The following is a 15,951-nucleotide window of genomic DNA, read 5'->3' as shown; positions in this document are numbered from 1 at the left end:
GAGGACTGTTTAAACAATGGAACGTGGTCTGTTATGGTTACCCTTGCTAGTTGTGTTTTTCTGGTTAGCTTGGCAAGGCTCAAAGGAATACCAGAAGGTGGAATCATATCGCCTTTGGTCCGAGCAATTTGAGAAATCCAAATATGATATCTACGCAGTTATCGGTCTCAAGCAGAACAATATCACCTGGGGTAAACCCAGTCCCCAAGGTCCCCTTAACTTAGAAACTTTTTCTTTGCTGGATGTTAAAGATATACGTCTTTTAGTAGATGACAAACTAGTACAATTAGAAAACTATCCCCAAAAAGGTCGAGTCATTCAGTTAGAATTGATCTTGTCTGAATCTCAGTCAGTACGCATTCCATTTACAGAAATCCCTCTAGCTGCAAATTGGGTGAAGTATTTACAGGGAGTATGGGAAGATTTAAATACACAACCACATCAGTAATAAACCACCGAATCTTTACCCAAATTTTCCATGAACACTCAAATAACTAACAGAGTACCCATAGCTTTAACCATTGCTGGTTCAGATAGCGGTGGCGGTGCGGGTATTCAAGCTGACTTACGTACTTTTGCTTTTCACCGTGTCCACGGTACCAGCGCCATTACCTGTGTCACAGCCCAAAATACCCTAGGGGTAGCGCGGGTTGATACTATACCCACCGAGGCGGTCATAGAGCAAATTCAAGCAGTGGTCAGTGATATTGGCGTACAAGCTGCAAAAACCGGAATGCTACTCAACCAAGAAATCATCTCTGCTGTAGCCCAGACAGTAGAAGCATTACAAATTAATAACTTAGTAGTTGACCCGGTTATGGTATCACGCACAGGGGCGCAACTCATTGATGATAATGCGGTGCAGACTCTGGCTCATACCTTGTTACCTCAAGCTACCATTGTCACACCAAATCGCTACGAAGCGCAGATATTAAGTGGTTTACCCATCAATACTTTAGATGATATGCGGGCGGCTGCTCAAGTCATACACCGCAATCTCAGGGTAAAAGCCGTTTTAGTCAAGGGAGGCGCAATGACGGGTAACTGTCGTGGTGTTGATATCTGGTTTGATGGGGAAAAACTGGCAACCTTGACCACAAAACAAGTAGAGACAAAAAATACCCACGGTACCGGTTGTACACTATCAGCAGCGATCGCCGCTAACCTAGCCCTGGGTAATGATTTGTGGACATCCGTACAACAGGCAAAGGAGTATGTTACTAATGCGCTGACTTATGCCTTAGATATCGGCAAAGGTCAAGGACCAGTAGGACATTTTTTCCCACTGTTACAGTTCGATAGCATATCTCTACCATCTATAACTTAATTTTTGATCCCCACCTATTTATTTATGCAAACAACCCCAACTTCAGTGCACGGACATCCAGCAAAACCGCCAACATCCCAAAATTACCCTACCTCTGTACCACTGTATGTATATCGGCAATTAGCAACCGAATTACAGTTAACACAAGTAAAATTAGAGACCATCACCAGTCAAAATCACCAACTAGAGCGAGAAAATCAATTACTACGCCAAGAAATTACCAAAGTAGTTCAGTCCTTTTCGCACCTGCAAAATTATGTTAATACTGGTTTTAATCCGAGTCATCCCCAAGCTACTCGTGCCACTGGTGAAGCAAGCAGTCCAGCACCCGTGGTTAACCAAACCAGCCATCACCCTGAGTTATCCACACCTGTAGAAATCAATCACCAGATACCACAAACATTTTATATAGAAGAGCAACCAGTCAACCATTATCCCCCCATGGAGAAAAAAGTCAAACAATTGAGTAGCTGGTGGTTAGCTATGAATATTGTGTTGTTGATGCTCACCGCATTTGGAGCAGCATATTTGATTGTGCCTCTTGTGTTTGAAGCTCAAAACCCCTAGTTTACACTTCCACAACTCCGAGTGACAACTAGGTAGGGGGTACACAGTTTAAAAAAAAGTTGCAATTTTTACATATTTTTGAAATTTAGCGGTAATGGTAAAAGTGGTTGACTTATATCTGCTTAGATAGATAAACAAACCTATTAGAAGTTAGGAGTGAAGATCATGAAAAAAGTAGAAGCCATTATTCGCCCATTTAAGCTTGACGAGGTGAAAATTGCCTTAGTTAATGCTGGCGTTGTGGGTATGACAGTTTCTGAAGTCCGGGGCTTTGGAAGGCAAAAGGGGCAAACAGAAAGGTATCGCGGTTCTGAATACACTGTTGAGTTTCTGCAAAAACTGAAAGTAGAAATTGTGATTGAGGATAACCAGGTTGATATGGTTGTCGATAAAATTATTGCCGCCGCCCGTACAGGTGAAATCGGCGATGGTAAGATTTTTATCTCTCCTGTAGATGGAGTTATACGTATTCGTACTGGCGAGAAGAATACAGAAGCTGTTTGAGTATGGGGTGGTGTGAAGTATGACCCTGAGTCAAGGAGTTCCGATATTGCCAAACAATGGCAGTGGGAACGCCGTTATTGCCGACTCGAGGCGGAGTCAGACCAAGAAACCGCAAGGTAGACGGGTATCTGTCAATCAAGCAGGCATCCTACACCGTAACATCATGTGAGTCAAATCAAAACATATCCCTGATTTTCTACAATAGCGGGCAAAATGCCCGCTCACCTCCCAAAACTCTACTGGTCATTAACTCAGCAATTAAAATTAAGTTTAGTCAAGAATAGTGTAATTTTAAGTCGAAATATTCTCAAATATTGCTGAATATAAGTTGAATTAAGACCCGATCATAATTCCTAATTAGAATTGATATATAGAGTGCGATTCGTTCTTCCTAAATGAGTAAAAATGCTCAAGGACGGAAGGCAAGACTGGATAAAAACCAGACTCTTGTAACTGTGTGTCCATGTGGGTGAGAATCCCACCCCCTAGGTGCAAGGGTGACAGCATCTTCCTTACGGTAGCGACTAGCCATCAATCCGTAAAGCACCGAAGAAAAGGCGTTCTTACTGGGAACCTAACCTGTTACACGTCGAGCAAAGTACCCATGAGTAGTCAACGAAGATGTGTTTGAAGCGTCGTTAATCAAAACCAGCCAAATTAGGTTGATAGGCTGGAACCAAAAGGTAAAGGATAAGGAAACGGCTAATTCTATGTAGACCGTTATGCACTTCCAAGAAACCCGGCGTATAGCATCACTCTAAAGGTACACAGAATGGACACACGGAACGAAGTAACCCCTTGTTAGCTCTTTTAGAAGGTCGAGTCTAGAAGTAGGTGCTAACCGGATGCTGCAAGTGGGAAAGATTGAGTCAGAAGCGAACGCTTAGGGTAATGCCTAAGATATGCTGACAGATTCACGGTGATATGGATGATAAAGTCTCAAGTAGCAATTATGTCTAAAACGAGTGTAAAGACTACGGTAGAATGGAACATGATTAACTGGAAACAGTTAGAACGTCGTGTTTACAAAATCCAAAAACGAATTTATCAAGCCTCAGCCCGTGGTGATGTCAAGGTTGTTCGTGGACTCCAAAAGGTGCTGATGAAGTCCTGGTCTGCCAAAGTTTTGGCAACACGTAGGGTAACTCAAGATAACCAAGGAAAGAAAACTGCCGGAGTTGACGGGGTGAAATCTTTATCACCTAATGAAAGACTAGAATTGGTAGAAGAGTTAAAACTAGGGTCTAAACCCAAACCAACCAGAAGAGTTTGGATAGACAAACCCGGAAAGGATGAGAAAAGACCACTAGGAATACCTACAATGTATGATAGGGCATTACAGGCGCTTGTCAAACTGGCATTAGAGCCAGAATGGGAAGCTAAGTTTGAACCCAACTCATATGGATTTAGACCAGGGCGCTCATGTCATGATGCCATACAAGCAATATTTAAATCCATAAATGTCAAACCTAAGTTTGTCCTGGATGCAGATATTGCTAAGTGTTTTGACAAGATTAACCATAAAGCATTGTTAAAGAAACTCAACACCTATCCTAAACTACGCCGACAAATCAAGGCATGGTTGAAAGCAGGTGTGGTTGATAGCAAAGTCTTATTTTCCACAGAAGAAGGCACACCACAAGGTGGTGTAATATCCCCTCTACTGGCAAATGTAGCCTTACACGGTATGGAAGAAATTCTTAAAGAATATGCTTCAAAATTACCAGGTAAAGGTAAAAGTTCTAAAAAGGAGAAGGCTAAAGCAATATCAATCATAAGATATGCAGATGATTTTGTTATCCTGCATGAAAATTTAGCAGTTATTGAACAATGCAGGGAAATCTTAGTCAAATGGCTAAATGAAATGGGATTGGAATTAAAACCTAGTAAGACCAGATTGGCTCATACCTTGTATGAACACCAATCAGAGAAACCAGGATTTGATTTCCTTGGATTCAATGTGAGGCAACACGCGGTTGGTAAATACAACTCAGGATTGAATACGCAGAAGGAAATACTAGGATTTAAAACCATCATCACCCCATCTAAGAAATCTGTTAAGAATCACTACGAAAAGGTTTCTAGCACCATCAAAAGAAACCTACCAACAACACAACTGGGATTGATAGGTAAACTTAATCCTATAATTAGGGGATGGTGTAATTACTACTCATCCGTAGTAAGTAAAGAAACCTTCAATAGTATCTCTTGTCAGATTTACCAGCGACTATACAGATGGGCAAAGCGCCGACACGCCAATAAAACTGATAAATGGATAGCCAAAAAATACTGGCATACAATCGGAGGTAACAACTGGGAATTTGCAGTAAAGATGGATGACAAATTCATAAAACTGCATAGACACCCAGAAACCCCTATTGCACGTCATATCAAGGTTAAAGGCAACGCTTCGCCATTTGACGGTGATTGGGTGTACTGGAGTTCAAGAATGACAAACCATCCCGAAGCCAACAAAAGAGTATCGACTCTACTTAAGAGGCAAAAGGGTAAATGTCCAGAATGTGGGCACTACTTTAGGGACGGTGATGTAATGGAAGTTGACCACATCTTACCCATATCTAAAGGTGGAAAAGATGAATATAAGAATCTACAACTATTACACAGACATTGCCACGATAAAAAGACATCCAATGATGGAAGTCTTGTAGGTATTCATGACAAGAACCATATTACCGAGGAGCCGTATGAAGCGAAAGTTTCACGTACGGTTTTGTAGACGAGTCGGTTGGGTGACTGACCGGCTTAGTTTAATAATCTGCCATGAAGGATCAATTTATTTCGTAAATAAATATTTTCTTGACAATGAAATTGGAGAAAATTATGAATTACTGTCCTTGTTGTTCCGGATTACTGTTAAGGGATATACGCCCTCCGGGTTTGGCTTGGTTTTGCCCCCATTGTTGGCAAGATATGCCAGTATTTAATCTAGAAAATCCCAGTTCATTAGAAAAGACTTTTGCCGCAGGTAGTTTAGTCGAGAAAATTAACTACCGCAATGGTCATAGAATGTATGAAATTTCTTCTCAGCCTTGATGTGAAAAAGGACTCTTAGAGAATGTTTGATAAGTTTTCCACAGGTAATTTTTATCTTAGGGAACAGGGAACAGGGAACAGGGAACAGGGAACACACCGAACAGGGAATGGGGAACACCGGAATGAGGAATGAGGAATGGGGAATGGGGAACCGAAACAATCAAATCCAATCCCCTTTCCCTTTATAAGGGAAAGGTGAGGGTGGGGTCAAACAATAGTTGATACACTAATCATGACTTATCAAACATCCTCTTAGAGGATGTTTGATAAGTTTTCCACAGGTAATTTTTATCTTAGGAAACAGGGAACAGGGAACAGGGAACACCGAACAGAGAACACACCGAATGGGGACTAGAGTCAAAGTCCCCCTTCTCAAGGGGGATTTAGGGGGATCTAAATTAGATACACCATGAGGGACTTTTCAAACACCCTCTTACAACAGCCCCCCACTTTTAAAACATCCTCTTACTCTCATGTTATTTGATATTTTCAACTCATATTGCGATCGCCCTCCAACTTGTTAGTTCGCTTTTTGGGGTGTGGGAAGAGCGTTAGCGGTAGCTTACCGAAGGAATCGCTCTCTTCCCCCTTACAAAGGGGGGTTAGGGGTGATCAACTTTGGAGATGTGGGAAGTGCGTTAGCGGTAGCTTACCGAAGGTATCGCCTTTTGGGGATGTGAGGGGCGATCGCTTTTCTATTCTTATTTGCTAAACTAGCAATTATGACAACAGCAATAAAACTCTATGTACTCTACCAGTCCACACCAAAAACTACTGGAAGCGATCGCAAACCTTAGTGAGCAACAAATTCCACTTGTTTTACAATTTATCTCATCTTTAGAAACACCAGTTAGCGATTATCAAACTCCAGCTAAAACAGTATTAGAAAGAATGGGTGGTTATCCCAAATTTTTACTAGAAGGATCAGGAGATTTGTCAGATAGAGATGTACGCAAAAAAGCAATTTCTGACATAATTCAAGCAAGAAATCAAACAAGAACTCATGAATAATTATCCCCTAATATTAATTGATACTGGGATTCTTGTTGCTTTCTATGATCGTCAAGACAAGTATCACCAAAAAGTTATTAACTTTTTTAGTACCTGTACCAGTCAACTAATCACAACAATTGCCTGTGTTACAGAAGTGATGTGGTTACTTGCCCCAAATACAAAAGTACAGAACGAATTTTTATCTGCTTTATCACTGGAAGTATTTATATGTGAACATTTACTGCCATCCGATTATAAAAGAATCCAGGAACTTAACACAATTTATCAGGATCTACCAGGAGATTTTACTGATTTATCGCTGATTGCTATTTCCGAAAGATTAAATATCTCTGCTATTGCCACTCTAGACAAAGACTTTAATATTTATCGGCATTATCGCAAGCAACCATTTGAGCGGATATTTTTACCTTAATTGAGAATAGTAAAACTGAACTTATATTATTTGCAAAGAAATGAATCATAGTCGATCGCTTTTAGAGGATGTTTGATAAGTTTTATCAGGTGATTTTAGACACTTCTTGACCCCCCCTAACCCCCCTTACTAAGCTATGCATTACCCACATTTTTCTTAACAATTAAACAAAAGACTTAACATCACAGTGAAAGCCTTGATGGCTATAGTTTTGAAAGAGGAGAGTGGGTAATGGCATCATGGAAAAGTGGGCAGCGAAAGAATTGGCACAGGTAAACTTAGGGGATGCACGTCGAAACAAGCGGTTAATCAGGATAGTAGAAGATTTAGCAGCACAACCAGATAGTAGTGTACCACTTGCTTGTGGAAATATAGCAGCAACAAAGGCGGCATATAATTTTTGGAAATCACCACATTTTCAAGCAAGTGATATTCGTGCTGTCCACACATCCAGCACCATAGAAAGAATCAAAAAACATGAGATAGTATTGGCAATACAAGATACAACAAACATAGATTTGACATCGCACCCAGCCACAAAAGGAGTAGGTTATCTTGACCACAGAAAATCATCAGGATTAAAAGTACATTCAACACTTGCAGCCACAAGTAATGGAGTACCGTTAGGAATTATTGAGCAGCAAGTATGGGCAAGAGAACAAGAGAATTTAGGTATTGCTAAAAAACGTCGTCAACGAGAGACAAAAGAAAAAGAAAGTCAACGTTGGTTGGATGGGTTGCAGACTACACAAAATTTGATTCCCTCAGAAATTGAAGTAATAACAATATGTGACTCAGAAGCGGATATATTTGACCTTTTTAGCCAGCAACGTCGAGAAAAATCACACTTACTAATTCGTGGGACTCATAATCGTAAAGTAGACCATTGTGGCAAATATCTACATCTTGCCATTCGTCAAATCGAAGCATCTGGAACAGTGACTGTAGAAGTCAAACGGTCTCCAGAACATAGTTCCAGACAGGCGAGACTGACAATTAGGTTCACGAGTTTTGATATTCAAGTACCATTACACCATATTGGACGTTTACAGCTAAAACCTGTCAGGTTACAAGTAATTTTGGCAGAAGAGGAAAATCCACCTCCAGGAACAAATCCCATTAGTTGGTTATTAATTACTAGCTTAGAAATTAACAGTCTAGAAGATGCTGCATGTTGTGTTCAATGGTACACTTACCGTTGGTTGATAGAACGTTATCATTACACATTAAAAAGTGGCTGTGGCATCGAGAAATTACAACTGGAAACTGCTGACCGAATTCACATGGCACTAGCCACTTATACTATTGTCGCTTGGCGATTGTTATGGCTTACTTATCAAGCACGAGTTCATCCTGATTTACCTTGTGATGTTGTTTTGGAAAACAGTGAATGGCAGTCCTTATGTGCCACTATCAACAAAAATCCTATTCCTCCAGACCAGCCACCTTCTTTGCATGATGCTGTGCGAATGATTGCCACTCTTGGTGGTTTTTTGGGTCGCAAAGGTGATGGTGAACCGGGTGTGAAAACCATTTGGCGTGGGCTACGACGCTTACACGATATTGCTGCTACTTGGCAATTACTTCACTCCGATTCCCCATCTCATCTTGATATTTAGCGATCGCCTATGGCGGAGGGGTAGCCCCTCGCCCCTGTATTCAAAAACTCAATCACCTGTTGGGTTTTCTCAATGTCCATACTTATTCTTTTTTGTCAATCCTCCCCACTATGCACATCTCTACAACCTTTATTGTGTTTGCCTTCCAGCAATGTTAAGAAAGATGTGGGTAATGGATAGCTTACTAAGGGGGGAACTAGAGTCAAAGTCCCCCTTCTCAAGGGGGATTTAGGGGGATCTAAAAATATTAGATACACCATGAGGGACTTGACAAACATCCTCTGAGAAGTTCTTGGCTATCTTCCTTAATGCCCCGATGTAATAGTATTCGGTTTAATCTTCTTCCCAGGTTTCATCACTCAATAGGTCAATAATTCTATCTCTGAGTAGATATTCATGCCTTTCCAGCTCCTTCTCAAACAATATCCAGTCACGATTAGGAACATACTTACATAGGGAGTAAATTGGTTGTTGGCGGTCAAGTAGTCCCTTTTTGACTAGTTGGCGTGCTTCCTCTCTAATCATTCCAATATCATATCTAACAACAGTATCCATAAATCATTCTTTTTCTTTTTTGAAGGAAATAAGTTTTCTGCGTGTATCTTCAACTGAGCAAAAAAAATAGGAAAAATTATCAAGGATCAAGAAACACCAACCCCACCACAGCCATCTTGTCTCCTGTAGATAGCAGTTACACAGATAAATTCCCCTTTTGGGTCAAGGTAGAGGAACTTTTTACCTCCACACCTTGCTCAGAATCGCATATCTAGGCAGGAATTGGTATCAGTCTTTAGGTAGACCCCTGGAAAACTCTTGTTGAGACTCCCAGACCTCAAAAAGTTTGACACCCCCCAGGGGATTTTAGTTTCCCCCTTGTACCAAGAAACCCTAGGGTAGACAGTTATCTGTCAATCAAGCCGGAAGCCTACACTGACCTAACGGTACTGTGTAGGTAGTTCACATTACCTGGAGATGAGATATCACCAGCCCTAGTACCTTGAGGAATGAGTTAAAGTACATAGGGACATCAGCATTGGGTGTTAGGCAAAGAAAGCAATCTTACAGATGGGGGAAGAACGACTTTTCCCTGATAACCTAGTCCTTCATTCCTCATTCCCTACTTATGACTGCTCCAGAAAAAAACCCTGAGTTTGAAAATCTACTGACTTATCTTAGACAAAGCCGGGGCTTTGATTTTACAGGTTATAAGCGTTCAACTTTGATGCGTCGGGTACATAAGCGCATGCAATATCTAAGTATAGAAACCTTTGGGGAATACTTGGACTACTTAGAAGTTGATCCAGAGGAATTCAATCACCTGTTTAACACAATCCTAATTAACGTCACGGCATTTTTTCGAGATATTTCCGCCTGGGAATACTTAGCTAAACAGGTGTTACCGAAGATTGTAGCCCGGAAAAATAACTCTGATCCCATCCGGGTTTGGAGTGCGGGTTGCGCTTCTGGTGAGGAGGCTTACACTGTGGCTATCCTCATGGCTGAACTTTTGGGAATCGAGGAATGTCGGCAACGGCTAAAAATTTATGCTACAGACATAGATGAAGAAGCTTTGAATCAAGCCCGTCAAGCTGTGTATTCGGCTAAGGATGTCCAGTTAATACCATGGGGACTGCAAGAAAAATATTTTGAGAGTACGGGTAATAACTATGTTTTCCGTCAGGACTTGCGACGTTCAGTAATTTTTGGTCGTCACGACTTGCTGCAAGATGCGCCCATTTCTCGCTTAGATATGCTGGTATGTCGCAACACACTCATGTATTTTAATTCTGAGACTCAGTCGCGGATTATGGCTCGGTTTCATTTTGCTCTCAATGATGGGGGTTATCTGTTTTTGGGAAAAGCAGAGATGCTGTTAGTGCACTCCAATTTATTCAATCCCCTAGAGTTGAAAGATCGGATATTTAGTAAAGTATTAGTAGCAAATATACGCGATCGCTTGCTAGGGATGGCAAATACACTAGAGCCAGAATCTAGCTACCGAGGATCTCGACATATCCGACTGCGAGAGATGGCTTTTGATTCCGCATCTGTAGCCCAAATAGTGGTAGATATCAATGGAATACTCGTACTAAGTAACCACCAGGCTCGCATTCTGTTTGGTCTTTCACCCCAGGATTTAGCTCGTCCTTTTCAGGATTTAGAACTTTCCTACAGACCAATAGAATTGCGATCGCCCATTGAACGGGCTTATATCGAACGCCGTAATATTACTTTAACAAATGTCCATCGCTATTTACCCAATGGAGAACAGCAATATTTAGATGTAGCAATTATACCTTTAGAAGATGTTGACAAGTCCCTGCTAGGTGTGAGTATCACTTTTCATGATGTGACTCGTTTTATTCAACTTCAAGAAGCCTTGCAACGTTCTGGACAGGAATTAGAGACTGCTAACGAAGAACTCCAATCTACTAACGAAGAATTGGAAACTACTAACGAAGAACTCCAATCTACCAACGAAGAATTGGAGACCATGAACGAAGAACTCCAATCTACCAACGAAGAATTGGAGACCATGAACGAAGAACTCCAATCTACCAACGAAGAATTACAAACAATTAATCATGAACTGAGCGATCGCACCACAGCACTCAACCGTACTAATCTATTCCTGACTGGCATTCTCAAAAGTCTACAAATGGGAATCGTAGTCATTGATCGCAACTTGAACATCGTACTGTGGAATTACATGGTAGAACATTTGTGGGGGTTAAGAACAGAGGAAGTTTTAGGAAAATCCTTATTTAGTCTCGATATTGGTCTACCTCTCGAGCAACTGCGATCGCCTATCCGCGATTCCTTATCTGCAAAGCAGAGCTTCCAAGAAATGATTTTAGATGCCACCAATCGCCGGGGAAGAACAATAGAATGTTATTTGGCTATTACCCCCCTATGTAGTACAGAAATTGAAGGAGTGGTATTAATGATGACAGATATAGAACAAGTTAAAAGTATGATTTCTCACGAAGCAATTGCTCAAAGACGACAACAGCAACAGAAGTAATCCAAACATAATGACCAGAAACTTAGAGGAAGCCATCGCCGGGGCGCATCAGCGACTAGAAAATTTATCCCAGCGTGCTAGTCAAATAGGACAGGAGAATGATCCCATAACAGCACTATTGCAAGAAGCCATCAGCGAAACTACAATTTCTTTGGAAGAGCTCGAAGTATTAGCCGAAGAACTCGCACAGCAAAACCGGGAATTAGTTGCTACTCGCCACCTTTTAGAAGTTGAGCGCCAGTGTTACCAGGATTTATTTAATTTTGCCCCCGATGGATATTTAGTTACTGATGTCAATGGTGTAATTCAAGAAGCTAACTATGCTGCGGCCAACTTACTGAATGTCCGCCAGTCTTACCTGATAGGCAAACCCCTGGCTGTATTTGTACATCAGACAGAATTACCCAAATTCTACCAAATCATCGGACAATTGCCCCGGCAAACAGAGAAACGCACAGAACAGTTACGGATATTTCACCAGGAAGGTAGAGTTGACTTTGCCGCTGAATTCACCCTGGGGGTAGCCAAAGATTATTCTCAGGGCAAAATCAAGGGTTGGAGATGGCTACTTAGGGATATTAGTGAGCGGATCAAAGCAGAGGAACAAATTCGCCAACAAGCCACACTACTTGATATTACCACAGATGCCATTCTAGTCAGAGATTTGCAAAACGAAATTTTATATTGGAATCAAGGCGCGGTAAATATTTATGGCTGGCGGGCAGAGGAAGTTATGGGCAGGAACGCCTGGGAAGTTTTATTACCAGAGGCTTCTCCTGAACTTCTAGGGGCGCTGAACACTGTTTTAAAGGATGGAACATGGAGCGGGGAATTACGGAAAGTCACCAAAAGCGGTAAGAAAATCATCGTTAATAGCCGTTGGACACTCATGTATGATGCCGCCATGTTACCCAAATCTATCATGAGTGTTGATACCGATATTACGGAGAAAAAACAACTAGAAACAGAAATTTCACGTACCCAGAGATTGTCAAGCCTCGGTACTCTGGCTCATGCGATCGCCCATGATCTGCAAAATATATTCTCCCCCATGATCACAGTAGCGCAACTTTTACCCCTCAAACATCCCGAGTTAAGTGAAAGTTCCCTACAAATGCTGAAATTATTGCAAAGCAATAGCAAACGGGGGATGGATTTAGTCCAGCAAATTCAGTCATTTACCAGTAACTTTCAAGTTCAAAGCTCAATACCGTCAGTATCACATCTGATCCAAGATGTAGAGCAGACAATCAAACGCATCTTCCCCAAATCCATAGACATTGATATTGATACAGATATACCTACCGATATAGAAATCCTACAGCCATACCATACCGAACTACATAAACTATTAGTTAAGTTACTAGTAAATGCCTGTGATGCAGCGCCTCAAGGTGTGAAGGTGGGAATTTCCGCTAACCAGACCTTCATTGACGAAAGCTATGTGAAACGGCATATGGGCGCTCAGGTGGGTTTGTACGTAGTAATTACAGTTACTGATAGCGCACTAAATATTAATCCTCAAGTCATCGATGAGATTTTCACACCATTTCGCCATACCCAAACTGGGAGTAAAAATACTGACATGGGCGGTTTTGTGGAAGTATCCAGTCAAGTAGGAGTTGGGAGGAAGTTTAAAATCTACATCCCCAGTAGTGAAAGTCATACTTCCCCCAGACTAGATCCGGGTAAACTCCCCACAGGAAAAGGAGAATTAATTTTAGTTGCAGATAAAGAGACGGCAATTACCCAAATTACCAAAACTACATTAGATATTCATAACTACAGGGTATTAATCGCCGAGAATGGGATTGAAGCCCTTGCCCTATACACCCAACACCAGCAGAACGTTAAACTGGTGTTAATAGATCTAATGATCCCATCCATGACAGGGGAAACTGTCATTCGCACCTTGCAAATCATCAACCCGGATGTACCAATTATTGTTATGAGTGAATTGGCTGCTGCTGAGGCTTTAGCACGAACTACTCTCACAGGGATTCAGGGATTTTTAGCAAAACCCTTTACTGCGGAGCAATTATTAAATGTCATACATCATGCGCTTGTGAGTACCACAACACCACCCTGGAAACAGCAGCGCTGAAGTTGGGGTAATAGCCCAGTGACACTGAGGTACAATGCAAACAAATATTTAAATTATGAGTGGCCGATTCATATGATTTCATCAGAAAATAACACAACATCCACCGATAAAAGCCTGGAAGCCATGCGGCACTTTTCCGAACAGTACGCTAAACGCACCGGCACATATTTCTGTTCTGAACCCTCTGTAACCGCAGTGGTGATTGAAGGACTGGCAAAACATAAAGACGAGTTAGGGGCCCTTTGTGTCCCTGTCGCCACTATGAAGACAAAGAAGCCGAAGTTAGCGCCACATATTGGAACTGTCCCTGTGTACCCATGAGAGAACGCAAAGAGTGTCACTGTATGCTGTTTCTGACCCCAGATAATGAGTTTGCTGGCGACCAACAAAAAATTAGTTTAGAAACTATCAAAGAAGTGCGAGCCAGCATGGGATGAGCGACATGATCCCCCCAGAGTTTTGGCAAGGTGTGGAGCAGTTTAATTCCAGACAGTTTTACGCCTGTCATGACACTTTAGAGGCTTTGTGGATAGAAGCCGGCGAACCAGAAAAAACCTTTTATCAAGGTATTTTACAAATTGCCGTCTCACAGTATCATTTATCTAATAGCAACTGGCGAGGTGCAGTAATTTTACTAGGAGAAGGCAGCAATCGACTGCGACCTTATCCCTCTGTTTATCAGGGTATTGATGTAGATCAATTATTGACTCAAACTGCAGCGTTGTTGTCAATATTACAACAAATGGGAGCAGATAACTTTCATGCCTTGGCAGATCCTCAGGCTTTACCTAGTCCCACAATTGCCCTAGTTCACGAGTAAAATATTACCCCGTAGGCTAGCCTACGGGGCTGTTTTTGCCAAAATATTGCATTTCCAGGTTAATCTGGCGGTTGTAGCGGCGGTGTTCTCAGGGAATTTGACGAATGTGTATATGGGTGAAACCTAGAAACTAGATCAAGCGTCAATATTTCAGGAGTTATCCCAACTTGCTCCTAAATCTTAAATGTAGATTTTATATTCGGAAAAAGAAATTGGGATAATTAATATACAATCTGATATCCTAAACTTATGGCTACAGTATTATGTCCTGCTACAAATTTCCAGTATCACAAATGCGTCGCCTGGGATTAGCCTTCATGCTACCAGTTGCACTCCTGGGCGTGGTAACATTTCCTAGCCATGTGCAAACTGTAACGGCACAAACATCTGAGCAAAATGGTCGCCTGACCATCAGCGCCGATATGCAAGAATATAACGCCAATACTCAAGTAGCAACCGCACGCGGTAACGTCCAAATGTTGTATCCTGCTCGCCAAATTAAGGCTACATCTGCTCAAGCACAATTTTTCAGCCGGGAACGCCGTATTGATTTGAGCGGTAACGTCCATATTGTCCAAAATGGAGTCAATAGCATCCAGGCCGAGAAAGTCACCTATCTGATTGATGAAGGGCGTTTTGTGGCTTTACCTCAATCCCGGGGTCAGGTACAGTCCATCTACATGGTCAATGATTCTGAACTGGGAAACCAATCTAATTAATCTGATCAGGATAAATTACCACTACGGGCGCAAATAGTGAAAATTATCTTAGAGAATATTTACAAATCTTATGGTAAGCGCAGTGTTGTCAATAACGTTAACCTCTCCATTTCTCAGGGTGAGGTGGTGGGGTTACTAGGTCCCAATGGTGCGGGTAAAACCACGACCTTTTACATTGCTACCGGTCTAGAAAAACCTAATCAGGGAAAAGTCTGGCTTGATAGTACCGAAATAACCGCAATGCCAATGCATAAAAGAGCACAGTTAGGCATCGGCTATTTAGCCCAAGAACCAAGTGTTTTTCGTCAGCTATCTGTACGGGATAATATTCTCTTGGTACTGGAGCAAACTCATGTCCCCCGATGGGAATGGTCAAAACGAATACAGGCTTTACTGCGGGAGTTTCGCTTGGAAAAAGTCGCTAAAAGCAAAGGAATTCAACTCTCTGGTGGGGAGCGACGACGGACAGAATTAGCTAGGGTTTTAGCAGCAGGTAGGGAAGGTCCGAAATTCTTACTGTTGGATGAACCATTTGCTGGTGTTGACCCGATTGCCGTTTCCGAAATTCAGCACATTGTCGCACAATTGAGCGATCGCGGCATGGGTATCTTAATTACAGATCATAATGTTCGTGAAACCCTAGCCATTACAGACCGCGCCTATATTATGCGCGAGGGACAAATTCTTGCTTCTGGACATCCAGAAGAACTATATCATAATCCCCTAGTACGACAATACTACTTGGGCGATAACTTTCAACTCTAAAGGAGGCCGGTTAAAAAAAAT

15 protein-coding genes and 1 pseudogene are annotated in these 15,951 nt (G+C 41.8%); 15 read left to right on the top strand and 1 reads right to left on the bottom strand.

Annotation, left to right across the window (positions count from 1 at the left end; all coding sequences use genetic code 11):
* Positions 1-16: 16 nt before the first annotated feature.
* From AC6IZ0_RS18405 to AC6IZ0_RS18365, 9 genes are all read left to right on the top strand, one after another.
* Positions 17-448 carry a hypothetical protein gene (locus tag AC6IZ0_RS18405; RefSeq protein ID WP_497724296.1) on the top strand — a complete coding sequence of 144 codons (432 nt, stop codon included), beginning with the start codon at positions 17-19 and terminating at the stop codon, positions 446-448.
* Positions 449-478: 30 nt separating this feature from the next.
* Complete coding sequence (gene thiD, locus AC6IZ0_RS18400) at positions 479-1,327, top strand: bifunctional hydroxymethylpyrimidine kinase/phosphomethylpyrimidine kinase (protein ID WP_497724294.1); 849 nt, start codon at positions 479-481, stop codon at positions 1,325-1,327.
* A gap of 24 nt (positions 1,328-1,351) precedes the next feature.
* The gene (locus AC6IZ0_RS18395; RefSeq protein WP_497724293.1) at positions 1,352-1,894 is read left to right on the top strand and encodes a hypothetical protein; all 543 of its coding nucleotides are present in this window, start codon (positions 1,352-1,354) and stop codon (positions 1,892-1,894) included.
* 165 nt (positions 1,895-2,059) lie between these two features.
* Entirely contained in the window at positions 2,060-2,398 is a 339-nt protein-coding gene (locus AC6IZ0_RS18390) for a P-II family nitrogen regulator (protein ID WP_271731296.1), read from the top strand.
* A 952-nt stretch (positions 2,399-3,350) separates the two neighbouring features.
* Positions 3,351-5,135: a group II intron reverse transcriptase/maturase gene (gene ltrA, locus AC6IZ0_RS18385; RefSeq protein ID WP_497724292.1), complete on the top strand. Its 1,785-nt coding sequence runs from the start codon at positions 3,351-3,353 to the stop codon at positions 5,133-5,135.
* 104 nt (positions 5,136-5,239) lie between these two features.
* Positions 5,240-5,452, top strand: a complete 213-nt coding sequence (locus AC6IZ0_RS18380) for a hypothetical protein (protein ID WP_497724290.1) — start codon at positions 5,240-5,242, stop codon at positions 5,450-5,452.
* Positions 5,453-6,196: 744 nt separating this feature from the next.
* A complete protein-coding gene (locus AC6IZ0_RS18375) occupies positions 6,197-6,463 on the top strand; it encodes a hypothetical protein (RefSeq protein WP_497724289.1) in 267 nt (88 codons plus the stop codon).
* The gene (locus tag AC6IZ0_RS18370; RefSeq protein ID WP_497724287.1) at positions 6,456-6,878 is read left to right on the top strand and encodes a type II toxin-antitoxin system VapC family toxin; all 423 of its coding nucleotides are present in this window, start codon (positions 6,456-6,458) and stop codon (positions 6,876-6,878) included. The genes AC6IZ0_RS18375 and AC6IZ0_RS18370 overlap by 8 nt, the downstream gene beginning before the upstream one ends.
* A 239-nt stretch (positions 6,879-7,117) precedes the next feature.
* Positions 7,118-8,497: an IS4 family transposase gene (locus AC6IZ0_RS18365; protein ID WP_497723110.1), complete on the top strand. Its 1,380-nt coding sequence runs from the start codon at positions 7,118-7,120 to the stop codon at positions 8,495-8,497.
* A gap of 333 nt (positions 8,498-8,830) precedes the next feature.
* Here AC6IZ0_RS18365 and AC6IZ0_RS18360 read toward each other — a convergent pair whose 3' ends face one another.
* Positions 8,831-9,052, bottom strand: a complete 222-nt coding sequence (locus AC6IZ0_RS18360) for a DUF4327 family protein (RefSeq protein ID WP_271731292.1) — start codon at positions 9,050-9,052, stop codon at positions 8,831-8,833.
* 568 nt (positions 9,053-9,620) lie between these two features.
* Between AC6IZ0_RS18360 and AC6IZ0_RS18355 the strand changes: the two genes are divergently transcribed.
* The 6 genes and pseudogenes from AC6IZ0_RS18355 (at position 9,621) to lptB (ending at position 15,930) form a co-directional block, all read left to right on the top strand.
* Positions 9,621-11,522 (top strand): CheR family methyltransferase, encoded by a 1,902-nt coding sequence (locus tag AC6IZ0_RS18355; RefSeq protein WP_497724286.1) that lies wholly within the window; start codon positions 9,621-9,623, stop codon positions 11,520-11,522.
* Positions 11,523-11,532: 10 nt separating this feature from the next.
* Positions 11,533-13,626, top strand: a complete 2,094-nt coding sequence (locus AC6IZ0_RS18350; RefSeq protein ID WP_497724285.1) for a hybrid sensor histidine kinase/response regulator — start codon at positions 11,533-11,535, stop codon at positions 13,624-13,626.
* Between the two features lie 72 nt (positions 13,627-13,698).
* Positions 13,699-13,982, top strand: a pseudogene (locus AC6IZ0_RS18345) (ferredoxin-thioredoxin reductase catalytic domain-containing protein); the annotation flags it as partial.
* A 77-nt stretch (positions 13,983-14,059) separates the two neighbouring features.
* Positions 14,060-14,446 (top strand): DUF309 domain-containing protein, encoded by a 387-nt coding sequence (locus AC6IZ0_RS18340; protein WP_497724284.1) that lies wholly within the window; start codon positions 14,060-14,062, stop codon positions 14,444-14,446.
* Between the two features lie 263 nt (positions 14,447-14,709).
* On the top strand, positions 14,710-15,165 hold the full coding sequence (locus AC6IZ0_RS18335) for an LptA/OstA family protein (protein ID WP_497724282.1): 456 nt from the start codon (positions 14,710-14,712) through the stop codon (positions 15,163-15,165).
* A 36-nt stretch (positions 15,166-15,201) separates the two neighbouring features.
* Positions 15,202-15,930 (top strand): LPS export ABC transporter ATP-binding protein, encoded by a 729-nt coding sequence (gene lptB / locus AC6IZ0_RS18330; RefSeq protein ID WP_497724280.1) that lies wholly within the window; start codon positions 15,202-15,204, stop codon positions 15,928-15,930.
* The last annotated feature ends 21 nt before the right edge of the window (positions 15,931-15,951 follow it).

It is taken from the genome of Anabaenopsis sp. NIES-4685 (assembly GCF_059725405.1).
This window is presented reverse-complemented; position numbering and strand designations above follow the sequence as displayed.